Source organism: Paenibacillus sp. FSL H8-0315 (assembly GCF_038005365.1).
GTDB classification, from domain to species: Bacteria; Bacillota; Bacilli; order Paenibacillales; family Paenibacillaceae; genus Paenibacillus_AQ; species Paenibacillus_AQ odorifer.
Window position 1 is genome coordinate 2,242,418 of the sequence record NZ_JBBOTA010000001.1, and the last position, 20,519, is coordinate 2,262,936.

Annotated in this window: 20 protein-coding genes and 1 other annotated feature; of the genes, 9 read left to right on the forward strand and 11 right to left on the reverse strand. The window is 44.6% G+C overall.

What is annotated here, in order from left to right:
• Positions 1-56 precede the first annotated feature (56 nt).
• From MHB56_RS09680 to MHB56_RS09695, 4 genes are all read right to left on the reverse strand, one after another.
• Positions 57-2,162: a peptidoglycan D,D-transpeptidase FtsI family protein gene (locus MHB56_RS09680; RefSeq protein ID WP_076127985.1), complete on the reverse strand. Its 2,106-nt coding sequence runs from the start codon at positions 2,160-2,162 to the stop codon at positions 57-59.
• A 31-nt stretch (positions 2,163-2,193) separates the two neighbouring features.
• A complete protein-coding gene (locus MHB56_RS09685) occupies positions 2,194-4,269 on the reverse strand; it encodes a peptidoglycan D,D-transpeptidase FtsI family protein (protein WP_341143523.1) in 2,076 nt (691 codons plus the stop codon).
• Positions 4,270-4,442: 173 nt separating this feature from the next.
• Positions 4,443-5,588 carry a transglutaminase domain-containing protein gene (locus tag MHB56_RS09690; RefSeq protein WP_076127989.1) on the reverse strand — a complete coding sequence of 382 codons (1,146 nt, stop codon included), beginning with the start codon at positions 5,586-5,588 and terminating at the stop codon, positions 4,443-4,445.
• A gap of 63 nt (positions 5,589-5,651) precedes the next feature.
• Positions 5,652-6,089, reverse strand: coding sequence for a hypothetical protein (locus tag MHB56_RS09695; protein ID WP_076127990.1), 438 nt, complete (start codon positions 6,087-6,089; stop codon positions 5,652-5,654).
• Positions 6,090-6,359: 270 nt separating this feature from the next.
• Between MHB56_RS09695 and MHB56_RS09700 the strand changes: the two genes are divergently transcribed.
• Positions 6,360-7,547: an MFS transporter gene (locus tag MHB56_RS09700; protein WP_076127992.1), complete on the forward strand. Its 1,188-nt coding sequence runs from the start codon at positions 6,360-6,362 to the stop codon at positions 7,545-7,547.
• A 132-nt stretch (positions 7,548-7,679) separates the two neighbouring features.
• The gene (locus tag MHB56_RS09705) at positions 7,680-8,027 is read left to right on the forward strand and encodes a DNA primase (protein ID WP_036685586.1); all 348 of its coding nucleotides are present in this window, start codon (positions 7,680-7,682) and stop codon (positions 8,025-8,027) included.
• 95 nt (positions 8,028-8,122) lie between these two features.
• On the opposite strand, the gene MHB56_RS09710 is transcribed toward MHB56_RS09705, so the two are convergent.
• Positions 8,123-8,740 (reverse strand): SCO family protein, encoded by a 618-nt coding sequence (locus tag MHB56_RS09710; protein ID WP_036685589.1) that lies wholly within the window; start codon positions 8,738-8,740, stop codon positions 8,123-8,125.
• Positions 8,741-8,763: 23 nt separating this feature from the next.
• Positions 8,764-9,696 carry a heme o synthase gene (gene cyoE, locus MHB56_RS09715; RefSeq protein ID WP_036685285.1) on the reverse strand — a complete coding sequence of 311 codons (933 nt, stop codon included), beginning with the start codon at positions 9,694-9,696 and terminating at the stop codon, positions 8,764-8,766.
• Positions 9,697-9,928: 232 nt separating this feature from the next.
• Between cyoE and MHB56_RS09720 the strand changes: the two genes are divergently transcribed.
• Positions 9,929-10,930 carry a metal-dependent hydrolase gene (locus tag MHB56_RS09720; protein WP_076218717.1) on the forward strand — a complete coding sequence of 334 codons (1,002 nt, stop codon included), beginning with the start codon at positions 9,929-9,931 and terminating at the stop codon, positions 10,928-10,930.
• A 105-nt stretch (positions 10,931-11,035) separates the two neighbouring features.
• Positions 11,036-11,224 (forward strand): hypothetical protein, encoded by a 189-nt coding sequence (locus tag MHB56_RS09725; protein ID WP_036685291.1) that lies wholly within the window; start codon positions 11,036-11,038, stop codon positions 11,222-11,224.
• A gap of 2 nt (positions 11,225-11,226) precedes the next feature.
• Here the strand turns inward: MHB56_RS09725 and trpS are convergent, their stop codons facing one another.
• Complete coding sequence (gene trpS / locus MHB56_RS09730; protein WP_036685592.1) at positions 11,227-12,213, reverse strand: tryptophan--tRNA ligase; 987 nt, start codon at positions 12,211-12,213, stop codon at positions 11,227-11,229.
• A gap of 63 nt (positions 12,214-12,276) precedes the next feature.
• Positions 12,277-12,516 (reverse strand) — a binding site (T-box leader).
• A 134-nt stretch (positions 12,517-12,650) separates the two neighbouring features.
• Between trpS and MHB56_RS09735 the strand changes: the two genes are divergently transcribed.
• Positions 12,651-13,625, forward strand: coding sequence for an aldose 1-epimerase (locus tag MHB56_RS09735; protein ID WP_076184767.1), 975 nt, complete (start codon positions 12,651-12,653; stop codon positions 13,623-13,625).
• 200 nt (positions 13,626-13,825) lie between these two features.
• Positions 13,826-14,056 (forward strand): alpha/beta-type small acid-soluble spore protein, encoded by a 231-nt coding sequence (locus MHB56_RS09740; protein ID WP_036685295.1) that lies wholly within the window; start codon positions 13,826-13,828, stop codon positions 14,054-14,056.
• A 153-nt stretch (positions 14,057-14,209) separates the two neighbouring features.
• Here the strand turns inward: MHB56_RS09740 and MHB56_RS09745 are convergent, their stop codons facing one another.
• Complete coding sequence (locus MHB56_RS09745; RefSeq protein ID WP_036685297.1) at positions 14,210-14,620, reverse strand: hypothetical protein; 411 nt, start codon at positions 14,618-14,620, stop codon at positions 14,210-14,212.
• Positions 14,621-15,232: 612 nt separating this feature from the next.
• Entirely contained in the window at positions 15,233-17,032 is a 1,800-nt protein-coding gene (locus tag MHB56_RS09750; protein WP_076184769.1) for a M3 family oligoendopeptidase, read from the reverse strand.
• 118 nt (positions 17,033-17,150) lie between these two features.
• On the opposite strand from MHB56_RS09750, the gene MHB56_RS09755 reads away from it, so the two are divergent.
• Positions 17,151-17,342 (forward strand): YycC family protein, encoded by a 192-nt coding sequence (locus tag MHB56_RS09755; RefSeq protein ID WP_036685305.1) that lies wholly within the window; start codon positions 17,151-17,153, stop codon positions 17,340-17,342.
• Positions 17,339-17,569 (forward strand): hypothetical protein, encoded by a 231-nt coding sequence (locus MHB56_RS09760; protein WP_036685307.1) that lies wholly within the window; start codon positions 17,339-17,341, stop codon positions 17,567-17,569. Before MHB56_RS09755 ends, MHB56_RS09760 begins: the two co-directional genes overlap by 4 nt.
• Before the next feature lie 78 nt (positions 17,570-17,647).
• Here the strand turns inward: MHB56_RS09760 and MHB56_RS09765 are convergent, their stop codons facing one another.
• Positions 17,648-18,364, reverse strand: coding sequence for a DUF2225 domain-containing protein (locus MHB56_RS09765; RefSeq protein WP_036685310.1), 717 nt, complete (start codon positions 18,362-18,364; stop codon positions 17,648-17,650).
• 36 nt (positions 18,365-18,400) lie between these two features.
• Positions 18,401-18,784, reverse strand: coding sequence for a globin domain-containing protein (locus MHB56_RS09770; RefSeq protein WP_076134176.1), 384 nt, complete (start codon positions 18,782-18,784; stop codon positions 18,401-18,403).
• 412 nt (positions 18,785-19,196) lie between these two features.
• Here MHB56_RS09770 and ylbJ point away from each other — a divergent pair, with 412 nt between their 5' ends.
• Complete coding sequence (gene ylbJ / locus MHB56_RS09775; RefSeq protein WP_341143524.1) at positions 19,197-20,459, forward strand: sporulation integral membrane protein YlbJ; 1,263 nt, start codon at positions 19,197-19,199, stop codon at positions 20,457-20,459.
• Positions 20,460-20,519 lie beyond the last annotated feature (60 nt).

Genomic DNA, 20,519 nt, shown 5'->3' on the forward strand with positions numbered 1-20,519 from the left:
TATGCTCTCATTTGAGAAGCTGTTTATTTTTTTACATCTTAGCCATAGGGTCAGAGTTACTCGGTACCTGTAGTCTCTCCCTCCTTCGCATTATCATTAGTATTATTGCCAGACTGGAGACTTTTCTTTGGAACTCCATCAAGGCCATATTCCCAATCATAGGCATCAAATATTTTACGTGCGACTGGTGCCGCACTTTGTGAACCAAAACCACCTTCAGGGATTACAACCGCCACAGCCAACTTAGGATTATTACGTGGAGCATATGCAATAAATACCCCATTATCGCGAATTTCACCCTTAGCTACTTGCTGAGAGGTTCCCGTCTTACGGGCAAAGTCATAAGGGAAATCAGAAAAAGCACTAACTTCACTTCGCATCCCCTGCTTAATTTCATTCCAGTAGGACTTATCGAAGTTTGTTACTTCATCAAGCACCTCACGTTTAAATTCTTTGATTATATTTCCATCTGCATCAGTAATCTTGCTAACCAGTTGAGGTTTAATCCGCTGTCCTTCATTAGCAAGTGTTGTAACATACTGCGCAAGCTGCATTACTGTATAACTTCCTTGTTGTCCGAAAGAGGCATAGACCAGTGCGGACTGCGCACTACCAGCAGCTTCTATATTGGTATAGTTTCTTTGACCCAAGAATTCATTTGGCAGGTCAATTCCCGTAGATACACCAAGGCCGAACTCTTTCATATAGACATCCCAGATGTCTATCCCCTTGCTTTTATATTTGTCATACAATCTTTTACCGACCATATCGACCATAAATGCATTCGAGGATTTCTCAATGGCTCTAGCAGGATCCAAAGAACCATATACGTGGTTAGAAGAGTTTCTTACCTTCGTTTCATGCCCAGACTTACCAAAAGTCGCAAAACCTTTATCCTGATAATACGATGAAGTTGAAAACAACCCTTCATTCAGGCCCACGAGTACACTCAAAGGTTTAATCGTTGAACCTAGAAGCAATACAGATCTTAGTCCGTTCCCTGAGGTTCCTGAAGAAATAGGAGTTATCGTGCCGTTCTGATAGTTATCCATAATACTGTTCCAGACATCTGCAGATAAAGAACCCGTTGTCCAAACATTCGTATCATAGTCAGGCATACTCGCCATAGCAACAATATTGCCAGTATCCACTTCCATCGCTACTGCATATCCCGTTAAAGCATTCGGATGCGTTCTGCCTTGTACGGTATTAGAGTGCAACCATTTGAGCTGATCTGTTATCGCCTGTTCTGTCTTCATCTGAACGTTCTTATTAATCGTTGTCCAGATGTCATTTCCTTTGACAGGCGGAACGACACGCTCAATTTTCTCCGCCATATTCTGCGGATTGACAGAAATTTCCTGATAGCCGTTTTGCCCGCGAAGCTCACGCTGATATTTCAGCTCCAGCCCATCGAATCCAACAAATTCATCATCCTTATACGTTAGCCCTGGCTCCGGATTGTTTTTCATAGCACTTAGAATGTTTTTATAAATATTAAGACTGTTCGCGGATTTGAAGGGTTTGATATAACCAATCGTCTGTACAGCAACCGTATCTTTATCGTAATGACGAATGCTCTCCTCGACAATCTCAAGCCCCGGATATTCTCCTTTATGTTCCATGAAATAAGCAACTTCTTCAGTAGTCAGATCAGCCTTAATTCGCCGTGCCATAAAGCCAAGTGATTTACGAAAATATAAATCCAACGCATCAATTACATCTTTCTCCGTCATCTTCTCTGCATTTGGATCCCCATATTTATTGAAATCAGCTACCAGCTTGGCTGCCAATGCATCAGACTTGGCCTTAGCCTCTGGGGTCAGCGTTGTTTTACCGGTGACTTTATCTGTTTCCTTAGCCGTATACTCTTTATTGAGTGTGATATACAGCGATTGAACAGGTGTGGAATAAGCTAGCTTCTCACCACCTGCAGCGTATATAACCCCTCTCATGGAAGCTAACGGTACATTTTTAGTATCTCTACTCGTCTCTACCTCAGTTAAAGTTGGGCCTTCCACGAACTGCAGAACAGCTAGTCGGATGATGATTACGCAAAATATAACGAACGTGCTAAAGAAAAACACGTTGAGTCGCAGGCCGATGGAACTTTTGCTGCTGGTCTCGTCAGGAGGTGAGGCCTGCTTACGGAAAAAACTCACAGTTTGTCTCTCCTTTTTCTCTAATTTAAGCTTATTGTTCTTGAACGGGATCTGCAACAGGTGGAATATTCTTCTTCGGAACCCCATCCAGCCCATATTCCCAATCATAAGCATCAAAAATCTTACGGGCAACCGGAGCTGCACTATTGGAGCCAAAGCCGCCCTCCGGAATCACAACCGCTACAGCCAGCTTCGGATTCTCTCGTGGAGCAAAGGCAATAAAAACGCCGTTATCACGGTTTATATTTTTTCTATCCGTTTTTTCAGAGGTTCCTGTCTTACGGGCAAAATCATAAGGAAAATCGTCAAAAGCACTAACTTTACTGCTCATTCCCTGTTTGATTTCTCTCCAGAACGATTTATCAAAGGTTACGCTATTAAGCACTTCTTTTTTAAATTTCTTAACCACCTTACCTTGCGCATCCGTAATCTTACTTACAAGCTGCGGTTTAATTCGCACACCTTCATTTGCAAGTGTAGTAGCATACTGGGCAAGCTGTAATGTAGTATAACTGCCTTGCTGGCCAAAAGATGCGTAGACGAGCGCGGCCTGTGAGCTCCCTGCAGCCTTGAAATCTGTATAGTTAATCTGACCTGGTGATTCACCGGGAAGACCACTTTGTGTTGATACACCCAGTCCGAACTTTTTCATATATTCGTCCCAGACCTCTACACCTTTATCCCCCTGGTATTTTTTGTATAGTTGCTTTCCGACCATATCTACCATAAATACGTTAGAGGATTGCTTGATAGCATCAGCCGGATACAATTTTCCATAGACGTGACCTGATGAATTTCTAACCGATGATTTATCATCCTTACCGAAATAGGTAATCCCCACATCGGGATAGGTGCTCGAGGTGTTAAAAAATCCTTCATTTAAACCAATTAATACACTTAACGGTTTAATGGTCGATCCCAAGAATACAAGTGAGCTAAAATCATGACCCGATCTCCCGGAAGAATTCGAGGTAATTGTACCATTCAGATGATTATTCATAATTTTATTCCAGACAGATGTAGGCAGTGAGTCCTTTGTCCATACATTCGAATCGTAATCAGGCATACTCGCCATAGCGACAATATTCCCAGTCTCTACTTCCATCGCTACTGCATAACCTGTTAAAGCATCAGGATGAGTTTCGCCTTGAACAGCATTGGTATGCAGCCATTTAATCTGATCCAATATGGCCTGTTCAGTCTTCATCTGAACATTCTTATTAATGGTCATCCAAATGTTATTGCCTTTTATAGGGGGAACGGTCTGTTCTACCTTCTCCGCCATATTTTGAGGAGTGACCGAAATGACCTGATAACCATTTTCTCCGCGCAGTTCGCGTTGATACTGCATTTCCAGACCATCAAATCCTACATATTCTTCCGTTTTATACATAAGTCCCGGTGAAGAATTGTCTTTCATTGCACTACGAATATTTTTGTACATCGCTATGTCTTCGGTTGATTTAAAAGGTTTACCAAAACCCACCGTCTGCACAGCTACCGTATCTTTATCGTAGTGGCGTACACTTTCTTCCACAATGGTAATACCTGGATATTCATCCTTATGTTCCATGAAATAAGCTATTTCTTCTGAAGTTAGCCCTGCTTTTATACGACGCGGTACATAACCCAGATACTTTTTAAAGTCCAGATCAAGTAAATCCAGCACGTCCTGCTGCGTTAACTTAGGGGCATCTGCACTTCCATATTTCTCAAACTCCGCTACTAATCTTGCTGCAAGGTCATTAGACTTATTTTTCGCTTTTTCCGTTAGTGAGGTTTCACCCGTTACTTTATCGGTAGTTTTAGCTGTATATTCCTTATTTAGGGTAAGATAGAGCGACTCAACAGGTGTAGAATAGGCTATCTGCTCACCCCCGGCAGCAAAAATAATCCCTCGCATGGCTGCCAGCGGAACAAACTTCGTATCCCGTTTGATCTCTTCTTCTGTCAGCAAAGCTCCCTCAGTAAACTGCAAACCTGCAAGACGCACAATAATGATACAAAAAATAAAAAAAGTGCCAAAGAAAAACAGATTCAATCTCAGACCTACAGAATGTTTCGAAGATTTCCCGTCCGCAGGCGGGAGCTGCTTCCCAAAGCTCACCAGCTTTCTTCCCTTCTATATAAAAATAATGTCTGAATTGCCTTAGCCAGCGACATTGCTCTTATAATGAAGGTGATTTCTAAGAAGCTGATTGTGAGCATTGCACTCGCATTTGTGTTAGAGCGGTTGGTATGAGTTTATTGTACCACACGGAAGGAGTGCGGCGCCCTCACTCAGAGTGCGTTCTCCCTAATATGCGTATCGTCAAAATCCTTCGGATTAAACCAATCTCCACTGCTCGCCCAAGTGGGATCCAATGGAATCCAAGCTTGCCGGTCACTTATATAAACTTCATTCCAGGCATGTGCGCCATACCCGCCTCGACCATCATAGCCTTGACCCGTTACAACGCGCACCTGCAATCCTTGGGAGCGGGCCATTACAGCGTAAAGACGGGCATAATCAATACATACCCCTATGCGTGTGTCGAAGGTATCCTGCGGGGTCTGTTCATGCCAAATTCTATTTTTTTCATAATTTTCCGCTTTGGCGTAATCATAAGTTACTCGTGTTCCTACCCAATCATACAGTAGTTTGGCTTTCTTCTCGTCTCCTTGCGCTTGTCCAATAATATCTTCAGCCGCACCCACAATATCTTGTGGAATGTCATGATCAATAACTTCATATTTTCTGCGCAGGATATCATTCATCTCAGCTGCAACGGTCTTCGTCAGAATAGGCAGCTTTTTCTGCACGGTCTCCCCAACAAAGGGCTCAAATACAGCGGCAGCGCTTTGACTGTAGATCGGAGAAGATTCCACATAACGGCTAAATTGACTTTCTGGATTTAGGCCAACACAAATGAAGAGAGCAAGCACAATAATTAAACCACGAGTCAAGCCTATAATTAATCCTATGATAGCTCCGCCCATACGGCTTACTTGCGTAATCTTTCTGTCCTTAAATGTCTTGGTGCGCCGTAGCTGATGGAATGGGAGCAGCATAGACAACAATCCCAGAAGCATGCGAATTAAGATATAAGAGAGCAATAACAACAATAGAAACCGCACCAGCGGCGATTCCGCCAGCACAGACACAGCCGTATAATAAATTTGCTGCCACTGGGTCAGCTGTTTATCAGGCAGACTTATTCCTGCTGCCCAAGTCTGTACATGAGGATTGAGATAAGCCGCAGCAGGAATGGCCAGCACCAAAGAAGCTATTGTATACAGTCCTGTTCCCAGCAGACCGAATAATCTTCCGGTAGCACTTGAGAACCCTCTGCTCCAGCCTTGCAATAGTGAAAAGACTACTACCAGCAGGAGGGCGATGGAGATGATATTTGCATCACTCAGACTAGTCAACCAACCGTTTATCATATCCAATCTCCCCTTTCAGTCGCCCGCTTGCTTGTTTTTGATAATGATTTAAACTGAAGCCGTTTATTGATGTTTCCGAGCTTCCTCGATAAATGTTTGTGTGGTATCAGTAATACTCCACTTCCCAAGACTAACTCCGCGGAAAGTAACCTCTACCTTATCTTCGCCAGTCGTACCTTTCACTTCAATATTCGGAGTTGTGATCGTAAATGTTCCGTCACCATTTGAAGTGTACTTCGCATCCTGCGCCTCTTTAAGCATAACCTCTTGTGCTTCCTTCTTCACCGTACTTACCGTTCCATCTGCCACCTTATTCACAGCGTTACCAATTTGGTCCATTGTCACACCACTATAGATGAATAGACCTACAACGATAATAATGACAATCGCCCATTTCAACATCGTTTTGACCAAATTAACAACCGCGAACAACAGAATGAGCGCAATAACAATAACTAACCAATTCTCTCTAATAAACTGTGACCACACCTCTGGATCCATCAACCTCACAACACCCCTATCACCTAGTTTCGTCCTAAGGATTATCTCCTCTATAGACATGACGCCAATATTAATTATTATACATGAATGCCCATCATAATTCATGGTTCCACAGCCAGAGAAAGGTATACCTGCTTATAGGAATTAAAAAAGCGGTATAAGCCCTCTCTGTCCCACGTAAAGTACAAGTAGTTGCTTAAATTTGATCTTCTTAAAATCCGCCTTCCTGCATTAATCTTTATTGTAGGTGGCTCTCGGAGGTGTTTCCCTGTGAAAACTGCGCTGTGGCTGTACCTGTTTCTTTTTCTGGCGTTTTTTGATTTACATGCACAGTATCCTATTCTAACGCCCTTTGCCATCTCTCTTGGTGCGGGACCCGCCTTTATTGGCTGGATGATGGGCATGTATTCGTTAACCCATCTTCCTGGCAATTTGCTCGCAGGCGTACTCGTCGATCGTAATGGCAGCCGCCGCTACATCGTCTTTAGCCTTGTTACTGCGGGAGCCATTCTACTGCTGCAGGCTCATGCTCAGCTTCCGTGGCATTTGCTGATGCTACGAGCAGCAAGCGGGTTCGCGCTCGCCTTCCTCTCTCCAGCGTGCATGACCTTGCTGGCTTCATTATCATCTGATGCTACTGAGCAGGGGAAATATATGTCCGGACATGGTATCGTTCATACCTTAGCTTCAGTGGTATCCCCGGCAGCGGGGGCCTTTATCGTAGCTAAAGCTGGCTATTCCGGCACCTTCACCACATTGGGATGGCTGCTTATCGCTACAGGCATCATGGCTTTTTTCAGTGTACCGGCGCCTGCCCGGCGTTTAGTGCGCCCTGTAAACTCTGCAGCACCTCCTTTAAAAAAACAGGATCTTCCTTCGGTCCCTATATCCGATGCCAATCCAGTTTCCAAACGTTATTATCTGCTGCCTTTTTTCGTTTCTTGTTCACAAGGGGTTCTGTTCTTTGAACTTCCTCTATCTCAGACCGGAAGTAATAGCATTGTTTCCACAGGCATTCTTTTATCGCTCCTTAGCTTAGGGGCTTTGGTAACACTCAGTTTGTTCTTCCTGAACCGCTTTTCCCCAGGAGGAAGAATAGCCGTGGCCTTGCTAGGTATGGCCCTTTGTTTTTTTGCGCTTGCCTCACTTCACAGCATTCCCGCTTCCGTTATTCTCTTTATGCTGGGTGCAGCCAAAGGAATATTATTTCCTGCAATGGCATCGCTCTTTATTAGTCTAGGTGGACCAGGACGTATGGGACGCACCTTCTCCATGCAGTCGATAGCCATGTCACTAGGCGCATTCGCAGGCCCTGTGGCCGCAGGACAATTAAGAGCCGTTGTTTCACCTTATTTCATTGCCTTTCTATTGCTGATGGTTGCACTATTACTGCTTCCGCCAAAAAATTCAACCAAGCTGTCTACCTACTCTTCCAAATGGAATGGGCGGGCCGCATGATTTATTGTTTTACGACATTTCCCGGGGAATGAAGATTTTCCTGTAGAAACAGTTGTTAAAACTGCTCCTCCTTCGGTAAACTATAATGAGTCTGTAAGTTCAGACTTCATTTCCGGAGGTGATTGTCAGCAAATGTCCATTACGATTATTGTCGAAGGCAAAAACGATCGCAGCAGATTACGACGCGTGCTGGTACCGGAAGTCGAAATCCTCTGTACCTTTGGTACATTAAATACGCTCAAACTCGAGTCCCTGCGACAAAAAGTAGGAGATGGAGAAGTATATCTTTATATGGATAACGACAGTTCAGGCAAAAAAATACGCGGGATTCTCCGCGATGCCTTTCCCGATGCTGGTCACATCTATACACGCCGGGGTTATGCCGGAGTGGAAGGCACTCCAGATGAATACAATATTAATCAGCTTGAAAAAGCGGGTCTGGAAGAGTTCATCATTTACCCTGAACCCATTCCTTTTTGATTCGCGATATATTGCCTAAGAAATTAAAAACGCCTTTTTCGTTATCCTTCAATAAATGGGATTCGAAAAAGGCGTTTCTGTTATGCGGTTAGGTTCTATTCACGAGCCAATTCATTCAGCCTATCGGCAAGAAATTCAGGCGTTATGTTATCCGTATCCCCTGCGTCATACAATGCACGGAGACGATTGTCTCGATCAACCAATGCTATGCGATTGGCATGTACGAAATTTTCTTTACTATTCCCTGCAATTAGTACTTTAAAAGAATCAGTTGCCAGCTTACGAATGACTTCCTGATCCCCCCGTAAGAAGTACCAACCCTTATAATCTGCCTGGAAACGGTCCGCAAAGCTTTTAATGGCTTCACGCGTATCATTCTCTGGATCAAAAGAAATGGAGACGAACGCCGTATCTTTTCCAAAGCTGCCATCGTCGACCAGAATTTTCTGCGTCTGAGATAACAAAAACGTAGTTATAGGACATACATCCGGACATTGTGTGAAAAAAAAGTATACCAGCCGTGCCTTACCTTGTGTATCAGCCAGAGTAATCTGGTCTCCATCCACATTTTCAAGTGAAAAGTCCTGCACTTCTCCGATTACCGGCAGTTTTTCTTTTCCTAAATTCAAAGAATTAACTGCCAGATAACCAGCCATTACCAAAGCAAGCAATAGTAGAATCCAGGTCCATTTATAACGCTTAAAGGTCTGCACGGACAATAATACCCTCCCTCTTCTTAACCGTGAATCGTATTCAATACAAGTACGATCAAACTTACCGTTAGGTAGTTAATGGAGAAGAGGAAGTTCTTCTTCGCCCAGACTTCGTCATCTTTTGCTGCAAAGCCCATCAAGGTTATGATTAACCAAGCCAGAGACAGCGCTGTTGAAATCACCAGATAAAAAATGCCTGCATAATCGTAGGCGTACATTAACACTGGAATAGGCAGCAACAGTGCTACATAAGGAATCATTTGAAACTTCGTACGACGTGTTCCTTTGACTACAGGCAGCAGCGGAAATCCAGCGGCTCTATATTCTTCTTTACGTCTAATCCCGAGTGCCCAGAAATGGGGAGGTTGCCACAGAAACAACATCGCAAACATCAGCCAAGCCCCTAGATCAACTGTTCCCGTAACTGCAACGTAGCCAATTACCGGTGGCATAGCTCCAGAGATCGCACCTACTGAAGTGCTCCATGTTGATGTCCGTTTCAACCAAAGGGTGTATACTACAACGTAAACGAACATCCCTACAATCCCGAACAGACCGGCTAAAACTCCGGAAAAAGCAAATAGTACAATCAAGCCCGCAATCCCTAGCCCAATAGCATACAGCAATACGGTTTTGGGTTTCAGTCGTCCTGTAGGAAGTCCCCGATCGCGCGTTCTTTCCATCTTCATGTCCAGGTCACGGTCGAAATAGTTATTAAAAACACAGGCCGAAGCCATAACCAGCATTGTACCGAGCAGAGTCAGAACTAATCTGCCGTATTGAACATCCCAACCTGAAGCCAGCCAATATCCTGCAAAGGCAGCGATGAGGTTAGATCGGATAATACCGGGTTTTGTTACGGTAATGAAATCACGCCAACTTGCACCTTCCGGTGGAGATTTTGCAGACATAGCTGCAGAATCGGAAGAAGCTTGAAATGTTATATGATTATCCACACCAAATGATCCTCCTTCTAAACGAACTTCTAACGTTCTAGCCGAAGCACTAAATAGACTTCGCTGTTAACTTTATCATATCAAACCCGAGGAGACTTTGACAGTCATGGCACAGTATGTTCATGAATTTGACAATTACGTGACAATATTTATTTCCAGCCCGTTAATAACCTAAGCTGTATTTGGGTAATTATTAATAATGTACTTCCGAACAACAAAGGAGAACTGACCAATGGACACCGCTACACATTTAGTTATGGGCATAGGGTTAGCCGGACTTTCATTCGTAGATCCTGTCGTTGCTTCTGACCCTAAACTGGCCGGGGCCGTTATGCTGGCTACGATTTTAGGCTCACAAGCTCCTGATGCCGATACCGCATTAAGACTAAAGGACAATGCAATATATATTCGTAATCACCGGGGAATCACACACTCCTTGCCTTTTCTAATTTTGTGGCCCGCTCTGATTGCCCTAGTCTTAGGGCCTCTGTTTGGATTTACTGATTTGGCAGCTTTAAGCCATGTTGCACTCTGGGGTTTCATAGGCGTAGGCGTGCACGTCTTCTCTGATCTGTTTAACACCTATGGAACCCAGGCCGCCCGTCCATTTACTGAGAAATGGATTGCCTGGAATATCATCCACATTTTCGATCCATTTATTTTTGGCAGCCATATCGCAGCTATTCTACTCTGGATCACTGGGATTGTGCCGCCCAAACCTTTATTTATTACGCTTTATGCCTGTACCATTCTTTATTATATTTGGAGAACGGTTGTTCATGCCCGCCTTACACGAAACATCAAGCTTAAAGATATACACCATAATGCTGGTGAACGTTATATTGTAATCCCTACAATTTCACTTAAACGCTGGAACGTAGTTAAAGTGAAAAAAGACGGCAGCTATGACGTTGGACAGCTACTGAACAACCGCCTGGAATGGTTCAAACATGCGGTCTGCTCGAATCATCCCGCTGTGGAAATATCCAAGTCGCATCCAGATATTCAGTCCTTTCTATATTTCACCTCTTATGCGGTTGCCGAAGTGGAGGAGCTTCCTTCAGGATATATGGTGCGCTGGGGAGACGTTCGTTATTTACACCGCAAACAATACCCTTTTGTGGCTGTATTAGTTATGGATAACCAATATAAACCTTTAAATACTTATGTAGGCTGGCTTAGCAGTGATAAGCTCGACAAACGATTTTCCATCGACCCTGGTTCTTTACGATGAAACTGTAGACTTACTGAGAGATCTATTCTATAATCACAAAAAATCCCGGAGTATTTTATAATACTCCGGGATTCATTTTAGCAGACACGGAAAGGAAGGCTCTTAATGGGTAAAGGACTCTCACTTTGGTTCGCTTGTTCTTCTATTCTTATTCTCACTGCCGCTTCAATCGCGATCAGCTATAGCTTCTGGCTGGCACTTCTGCTTGGTTTTCTTTGCGTAATGAATATTGGCTGGGGATTTATCCTCAAAGCCAGAATTAGACGCAAACAGGAAAGCTTAAGCTCTGACTAAGATTAACGAGCTGGCAGAAAGCCCATCCGCTCTTTTACGCCATTCAACGTCTCAGCTGCAACAATACGTGCACGTTCAGCACCTTCAGCAAGAATATCAGTGATCGCACCTGAACTGCGAATTTCATGATATCTTTGTTGCAAAGGCTCAAGTGTGGATACAACCACTTCCCCAAGATCCTTCTTAAAGCCACCATACATTTGTCCTTCATAACGATCGGCAATTTGCTGGAGGGACATCCCAGAACATTCCGAGTAAATACTCATCAAGTTACTAATCTCTGGCTTGTTAGCCGGATCAAAGATCACTTCACGTCCAGAATCAGTCGTTGCGCGGCTGATTTTTTTACGGATCACATCCGGCGAATCCAACAGGGCAATATAGCTGCCTGCATTCGGGCTGCTCTTGCTCATTTTTTTAGTGCCATCATCCAGAGACATAATGCGTGCGCCCACTTCAGGGATATACGGTTCAGGAATCGTAAAGAATTCGCCAAAACGGTTATTGAAACGGCCAGCTAAATCACGGGTCAACTCCAAGTGCTGCTTCTGATCTTCACCTACTGGCACAAGATCCGCATTATAAACAAGAATATCTGCTGCCATTAAAGAAGGATATACGAATAGGCCCGCGCCAACTGAATCCTTACCTGATGATTTATCTTTGAACTGTGTCATACGCTCAAGCTCGCCCATTGCCGTTAGCGTAGTCATGATCCAGCCCAATTCCGCATGCTGAGGCACATGAGACTGCATATATACATTCGAACGCACAGGATCAATTCCTGCCGCGATAAAGAGTGCAGCTACAGCTTCAGACTGCTCACGCAGTGCCGCAGGATCTTGAGCAACGGTGATCGCATGCATATCGACAACCATAAAGAAACATTGATGATCGTCTTGCAGCTTCACAAAATTTTTCAGCGCTCCGATATAGTTACCCAAAGTTAGAGAACCGCTCGGTTGTATGCCTGACATTACTTTTTTCAACATAATATAGACCTCCGTTAGATGTGATTTCCAATTTCCGAGAACGCAAAAAAAGCCTCATCCGCAAGGGACGTGAGACCGTGGTGCCACCCTTATTCGCTGCTTAACCCTTGTATAGTCAAAGGGAAACAGCCTTAGTCTTCCGTTAACGGGGAAGATCCGGCCGGTCTACTAGGGCATCTTGCTCCCGTTCAAGCGCGGCGCTCAGGGGTCCATTCATCAGGAGTGTCCTACCGGTTCGCATCAACCACCGGCTTTCTGAAGGTGCATTTCCTGTCTACTTGTCCCCGTCATCACATTCTCATCATAATTTAATGCCTTCATCATAGAACCATAAAGAGAAGTTGTCAAATCACTTAACCACTTCCGCATAAATCTGTTATGATAAGGTTATCCATGTTCTATTCGATTACAGTTACGATAAAGGAGCATATCTCATGAAACAGGTGACCAAAGGGCAGTGGGGCGGTTATGATACTTATATTTTGCACAGCCGCGAACTGGAAGTCACGCTTTTGCCGCGACTAGGAAACAACGTGATTTCATTGTTTGATGTAAAAGAACAACGGGAAATTCTGCGGCGGCCTGATGAAAGCGATCAAGCTTTCTTTATGCAAAAACCTTACCATTTTGGCATCCCGCTCTTAATTCCACCCGGAAGAATTCGTAAAGGAAAATTTCAATTCGAGGGTACAAGTTATCAATTTGACCAGAATACCGCTGGTGACAATCATATCCATGGCCTACACCGGACTCAATCCTGGTGTGTCAGCGATATTGAAGAAGACGAGGACGGTTGTGCAGTCACTACTGAATTCCTTACTGAAGATGATCCGCACTGGATGGAGCAATTTCCCATTCCACTCAAATTCGAAATGACATTCAGGCTTCAGGATGCCCGGCTCAGCCAGACTTTAAAGGTTACAAATCTCGGCGATCATCGTATTCCCTTTGGGATCGGCTATCACACCTGGTTTATGATCGATGGAGAACCTGAACGCTGGAATCTCAAGCTGCCCGTAAACAGCATTTATGAACTAAACGATGAATTGCTCCCTAGCGGCAATCTAATTCCACTTGGTGATCTAGATTCACTAAACTCTGGAATCAACCTCCAGGGAACTAATTTTGATACTGCTCTACGTATTGGTGACAAGCAGCCCGTAGAAGCCTTGCTATTACGCGATGATGGTTATGGTCTTCGTTATACAGCTGACGAGAATCATTTCCGCCACTGGGTCCTGTATACCAAAGGTCCGGCCGATCAATTTCTGTGCATCGAACCTTACACCTGGCTCCCGGATGCTCCTAACGTTTCCGATGACCCTTCCTTCACGGGCTTGCTGAAGGTAGAACCAGGTCAAAGTCTTGAGCTGTCCACTATGCTGGAAATGATCTATCCCGAGAATTAAAGCAGATATACATTATATCGGTCTTCCCTTGCGTTTACGTAAGAGAAGGCCGATTTTTTGTGCGAGCTTAGTTATTTGGGCTTTCTACCCTTACTTTTAATCGACTAATAATTACCATCCTTAAAACCTTTCGATAGCATGCATGAATTAGCCTCTTAGCGCTCATACTATCTTCACAACGGGCGAAGGAGGTGACACACATGGGTCAAGCAGGTCAAGGTCGTAGCAGCCGTTCCAATAACCTTGTAGTTCCTCAAGCAAATGCAGCGTTGCAACAATTGAAATATGAAGCAGCACAAGAGCTTGGAGTAACGATCCCAGCTGACGGTTATTACGGGAACTACACTTCCCGCGAAACTGGTTCTTTGGGAGGTTACATCACTAAACGTCTAGTACAACTGGCAGAACAACAACTGTCCGGTCGTCAGTAACATCGTTATCTTAAGTGTTTTATCCGGCAGAGGTCTTAAAAAGCCTATTGCCGACTAGCTTTCAAACCTCTCACACTTCTTCTAGAAGCTGTGGGGGGTTTTTCTAATTTATAGCCTATAGTCCCAGCTGCAAACAATTTTTATGTAAAACGTTTAACTTAAAAATTGATCAGCACTCTCGGCGTAAGCATTACGGGGAGATCGAATCATCAGATTCGCCATATTATAATTAGACTCCAGCGTAGCATCTACGATTAGCTTGCCCTGTCTTATAGCGAATTCATAGCTGATCTCACCATGAGTCCAACGGCGTTTGTATTTCAGACTCTCCAGTGCCATTAAACGAAAAGAAGACTGCTGGCTCTCCGTTATTCCTTCCTTCACTTCTGTGAATCCACCCCCCCGACCGGCTAAAGGGTGATGACGTATGCCGAATTTGCCAATGGTATTATTTCGTATTTGCACAAATACGGTACCGGAAGATAGTCCTGATAATTCCTCTTGCAGTTCCCTAAACACCAAATCCATCTGTCTTGCTAATGATAGCTGTTCTGTCTTAAGCATATCTTTCCTCCTAAAAGTTTTGTGAGCTTAGCTTCTTCGAGTTTTCTTCGTCTTATAAATCGAACCCTAAATATTTGGGCTAAGAGTCCGTCGCCACTGCGGGGAATGTTTGGACTTCCAGCCGCTGTTGTCTCCAAATTTCTTGAATTCTTACGCGTATAGCGGGTGAAATTCGGAGACAAAGGCAGTCGCTCCCGCTCTTACAGTTCCAAAATTCCCCTCCGCCACTCCTTCCCCTTTTCCCAAGTTTCTGGTTCGATTTATATCGTTTTGTGAGCTTAGCTACTTCGAGTTTACTTCGTACAAATCGGCTTAGTAAGCGCTTACTTAAGCTTTTTGAACTGAGCTCATTTGTCTTCCATGCAAGCCTTTTATAAGGCTCAAGGCTCATTATAGACCCCTTAAATACGTCAAACAACATTATTCTACAAAATTGGGTTATTATCCCTAGTAATGCGCAAAATTCATGGATCATTCGTATATTAATTTTTATAAACCGGGGGTTTTCGACATTTAAGCATTAAAAAAAGACCCCTTAACCAGGGTCTTTGCGTGTTCACACTGAAATTCCGTTATTTTTTGCGCACTGAAATTTGTCTTATTTTAGACATTTCATGCTAAATGCTCTGTCATCTCCAAGAACTCGTTGATATCAGCCACAATCAGATCTGTAGCTCCTTGCCAGAAATCCGGTTTTGTCAGATCCACACCCAAATGTTTGAGCACCAAATCCTCCAATGTCATCACGCCGGTATCCTGCAACAAGCTATCGTATTTGTCTGCAAAGGAAGCTCCCTCTTGTAATGCCAGACGATATAAGCCTGTACTGAACATATAACCAACGGTGTACGGGAAATTATAGAAAGGTACATCTGTGATATAGAAATGCAGCTTCGACGCCCAGAAGTGAGGATGGTATTCAGAAAGCACACCACAGAAAGCTTCTTTCTGTGCTTCCACCATCAGAGCGGACAGTTCCTCAGCATTTACAAGACCTTCCTTACGTTTCTCATAAAAGCGAGTCTCGAACAAGAATCGAGCGTGAATGTTCATAAAGAATGCCACACTGTTCTGTATCTTCGTTTCAAGCAGAGCCAGCTTCTCCTCTGCATTGCCCGCAGCTTTAACCTGAGCATCAGATACAATCACTTCTGCAAAGGTTGAAGCGGTCTCTGCAACGTTCATTGCATAATTCTGATTAAATACAGGTTGATCATCAAGCAGGTAGGAATGATAAGCATGTCCCAGCTCATGGGCCAATGTTGAAACATTGGAAGGTGTGCCGCTGTAAGTCATGAATATCCGTGATTCTTTACTCTCAGGGAAGGAAGTACAGAATCCACCAGGGCGTTTGCCATTACGATCCTCAACCTCGATCCAGTTATTATCAAAGGCACGCTCTGCAAACTCAGCCATCTTAGGACTAAATTTACGGAACTGTGTGACGATATCCTTCGCAGCTTGATCATAAGGGATCTTGCCGGAGGATTTGCCTACAGGAGCTTCGACATCGACCCATGAGAGAGAATCCAGCCCCAGCAGCTTGGCTTTACGCTGAAGGTAGGACACAAGTACAGGTTTGCTATTCGTAATCACGTCCCACATCGTATTTAAGGTGTCCTGTGTCATACGATTGATGCTGAGCGGATCTTTCAGAACATCGTCCCAGCCTCTGCCCTTATAGAGCTTCAGGCGGAAGCCTGCTAAGTGATTTAAGGTATCCGCGCAATTATCTGCCGCTTCAGTCCAAGCCTCTTCCCATTTATGGAACATCGTTTGACGCACTTTTGGATCTGGATCATCCAGCTTATTAAAAGCTTGGCCAGCAGATAGCAGCTTTGTTCCTTCTTCATCCTCAAATGGGATCTTGATCGAGCTCACAATCGTATCATAGTGCCCGCTCCATCCATGATATCCGTCAACAGCTAATTCCAACGCTAAGCTTTCCAGCTCAGGGCTCATCTTCTCACGGGCCAAATCACGGCTCTCGCTCAGTACGAACGTTAAAGGAGCAATCTCTGGACGAGCCATCCACTCAGCCCATACCTTGTCCGTAGTCTGACGAAGGACATTGCTAAATTGCGAGCTGATCCCTTCGAATCCAGCGCGCATGCTTGTCACTTTGGCCGCCAGCCTTACCGCACCCTTGTCCATCTGATTCTGAGCGCCTAGACAGTCTGCGAAGGAAGTGACCTCCACAAGTCTTCCTGAACAGCTCTGAAGCAATGCTATAACCTCATCCAATGCTTTTGTAGACGCAACATCCGTTGGTGCCACAGCATCCTTCACAAAGCCTTGCAAGGATAAAATATCTTTTTCAAGCTTGCTCAAGAACCCTTCTAACTCTGCAGACGAAGAACCCCCCGGAAAAATAGTATCAAGTTCCCAAGTCAGTGATAACGGTTGTTTCATGTGTACTCACCATTCCTTTGCTTTCATTTGACTTTCTTTGTAATTGTCTTAACACCATGGTAAAGTGAATAACGATATCTGAACATTTATAGCCGATAAACTTTAGGAGGGCATCCATATGAAGCCACTACAAATTTCACCGGAAACAGCCATTACGTTATCCAAGCAACTAGGCGTTCCTTTGGAACACTTGATGCATATGCCCCAACATATTTTACTACAAAAAATAGCGGAGCTATCCAAAAAAGAAAATCCCCCACAAACTGAGGGCGAAAATGAAGAGACTCCTTCTGGGAAGGACTCACAATGATTCCATTTAGTCATACCTGGCCTTATGACATCATTCTAGGCGATATGTATGTGCAATACTGTCCATTCTGCAACTCAGAGAATGTGCTTCTGCCTATGAAGCCTAAAGAATTACAAATCGTTCGTGACGGCAAGAAAAAACTGCTCGTCTTCCCCTGCTGCAGCGCCAGTCCTACAGTTATAGATAATGACGGCGATTACCTTTTGTTCGATCGAGCTGTCAGATAAGCAAATCCTAACATTTTCTTTCTACAAAGCGCAGAGGAGAATTTAATTCTCTTCTGCGCTTTTTGTTCTTCGCAAACATTATGAACTTGAAGACAAGCCTTCGATATCAACTTCAACATCTAGAGCCTCAGCACGCATTTGCTCCCGTAAAATAACCCACTGCTCACGTGCCGCTCGAATCATCGCCGCATCCATGATCTTCTGATCATTGATCAGACGGGAGAACCACATTACAGCCACTGAGTATTCTCCGATCCGCCGATTAAGTTCGCCGATCAGGTACATGAGCCGGGCATCATTGCCGGCAATGCCATCTATTTCATAGACCTTAACATACTCGTCCAAAGAATAGCGTAAAAAACGCTTCTCTTGCTCAGTCTCCCCTTGATAGCGATAGAGCCAAGCAATATGATGAAGCAGACTTGCGATAATCCGATCTTTATCGTTAATACTTTGAGCACATAAAAGCGCCAGCTTATAGGTCTCGAGCGCAGTTTCCCAGTCTCGTTTCTCTCCAAAGTCCCGGCTCTTCCAGCGTTTCCCTACCTGTTCATTAAATGCCTTGCGCTGGCGTTCCGTCAGCTTGTCAGCCGAATTTTCTGTGGAGGCAAACCCGCAATTGGGGCAGACCCGTACAACATAATAATCCGGATTCTCATTTTTATAATACGCGCAGAAATCAGCATCACGCCGAATAGCCTTTTTTAGACTAGGACGTACCCGCGAGGTTGAAAATTCATTTTCACAGTTGCAACACTTGACCTTAATAGAATATAGGGGTATTAACTCTGTCAAGTACTCTCATTCCTTTCAGGATCAACCTGTCCCTTATTATTCCTGGGGCATGTTAACAAAATGATGTGCAGGACCTGCAAGGCGGCTAAGCACGAATGAACGCAGTGGTTCTTCGACTCCAGTCTCCACCAGTGCCTCTTTCATACATTGTAGCCACTCCTCAGCACGTTCTGGAGTAATAGGAATATGCATATGCCTTGCTCTCATCATGGGATGTCCATGTAATTCCGAATAAAGTGGACCCCCGCCAAAAAACTGTGTCAGGAATTGATATTGCTTCTCCAGAACTGGAGTAATATCTTCAGGGAACAAGGGTCCCAGCTGCGGATGAAGCTGTACCTTGGCATAGAACACTTCCACCAACCGATGTAGTGCTTCAGCCCCCCCTAGATTGTCATATATACTCTCATTTGGATTCATTGAGGTTACCAGCCTTCTTCCATATTAATGAAACGTTACTTATTTTATTATACCAAAGATAAGCATAACACGGATATCCGTCGAAAGTGCTCTCTAAACTACAGAAAAAAGGCGCTAAACTATAGTTCAGCGCCTGAAGAGTAAGGTTAGTAGGTCCTAAATTCCTCATCACCAGGAGGGACGAGAGAGACCCGGATTACATATACAAAAGCACAAACGAGAACTCCGGCTATAACGCTCATCGCCATCACTCCATCCCATTTAATCGTGTAACAGAGGGTGCATTTATTTATTACATAATATCATAATTCCTGCGAAAAAGCACAGATAATTGTAACCGCTTTCTCCATTTTTTTGTGCTGTTTGTCCCTCTTTTTGCATACATCTAACCATAGACCAGGAGGCGTTAATTATGACTTTTAAAAAGATTGGCGGCCCGCTGCTGGGATTCATATTGGCAGGTTGTATGCTGCTTATGTTACTTCATCCTGAAGCATCTCTTGCCGCAGCCTTACGTGGCCTGGCCATCTGGTGGGACGTGCTCTTCCCTTCACTGTTTCCCTTCTTCGTCATTTCTGAAATCATGCTAGGCTTAGGCATTGTCCATCTCTTCGGCGCTTTACTTGATCCACTGATGCGTCCCCTCTTCGGTATATCAGGCAGCGGTGGTTTTGTCGCGGCCATGGGATATGTATCAGGATATCCCGTTGGAGCCAAATTAACCGCTAAGCTGCGGGAGCAGAAGTTGATCAGCAGAATTGAAGGTGAACGCCTTGTAGCATTTACAACCTCCTCCGATCCTATTTTTCTATTAGGGGCGGTATCCGTTGGGTTCTTTCGCGATGCTTCTTTGGGGCTAATATTGGCACTAGCCCACTACGGAAGTGGCTTAATGGTTGGTCTCCTAATGTCATTTCATGGACGTAAGGAACAAAAGACCCCCACCCAAGACCCAACAAAAAGTAGTTCTGACGTCCCCTCTGCTCCAGCAAAACAAGGATTCGGCAGAATACATGCCGCACTCCTTGCGATGTCCGAAGCCCGGCGCAAGGATGGACGTAGCTTCGGGGAGCTGTTAAAAGGAGCGATCCAATCCTCGCTACAGCTTATTATTGTCGTAGGGGGTCTGGTTGTATTCTTCAACGTGCTAATGGAGCTGCTTGCCCGTGCCGGAATCCTGCCCTCACTATTTAGCCTGGCCGGATCTCTCGTCTCCCTTGTTGGAGGGCCTCCCGAATTAGCTCAGGCCTTGATCAGCGGATTATTCGAGGTCACCATAGGTGCCCGTTCTGCTGGTGAAGCCGCTTCTTCCATCCCGCTTCAATTCAAGGTCGCAGCAGCTGCCTTTATTCTCTCTTGGGGCGGATTATCTGTACATGCCCAAGTCGCCAGTATTTTGAACGGTACCGGGCTGCGTTATCTGCCGTTCTTAACTGCGAGACTAATACATGCCGTACTCGCAGCAGGTCTCGTGGTGCTGCTATGGAAGCCTGTGATGGGATCAGGATTGTCTTCTGCCTGGGTCTCTCTGCCAGCCTCCACCGCCTTCACACCTTCAGCCTCTGGTGTCACTGCCAGCCTAGCTCTACTGAGTCTTATACTGGCCGTTGCTCTTCTAGTGTCACTGCTTATTCCTGTCTTTATGGCAATGCTCCGATTGATGCGCCGAAGTTGATTACATATTGTGTTCCGGGGCAAGATTGATTATGATCGGTGTATGACGGAATTATATAAA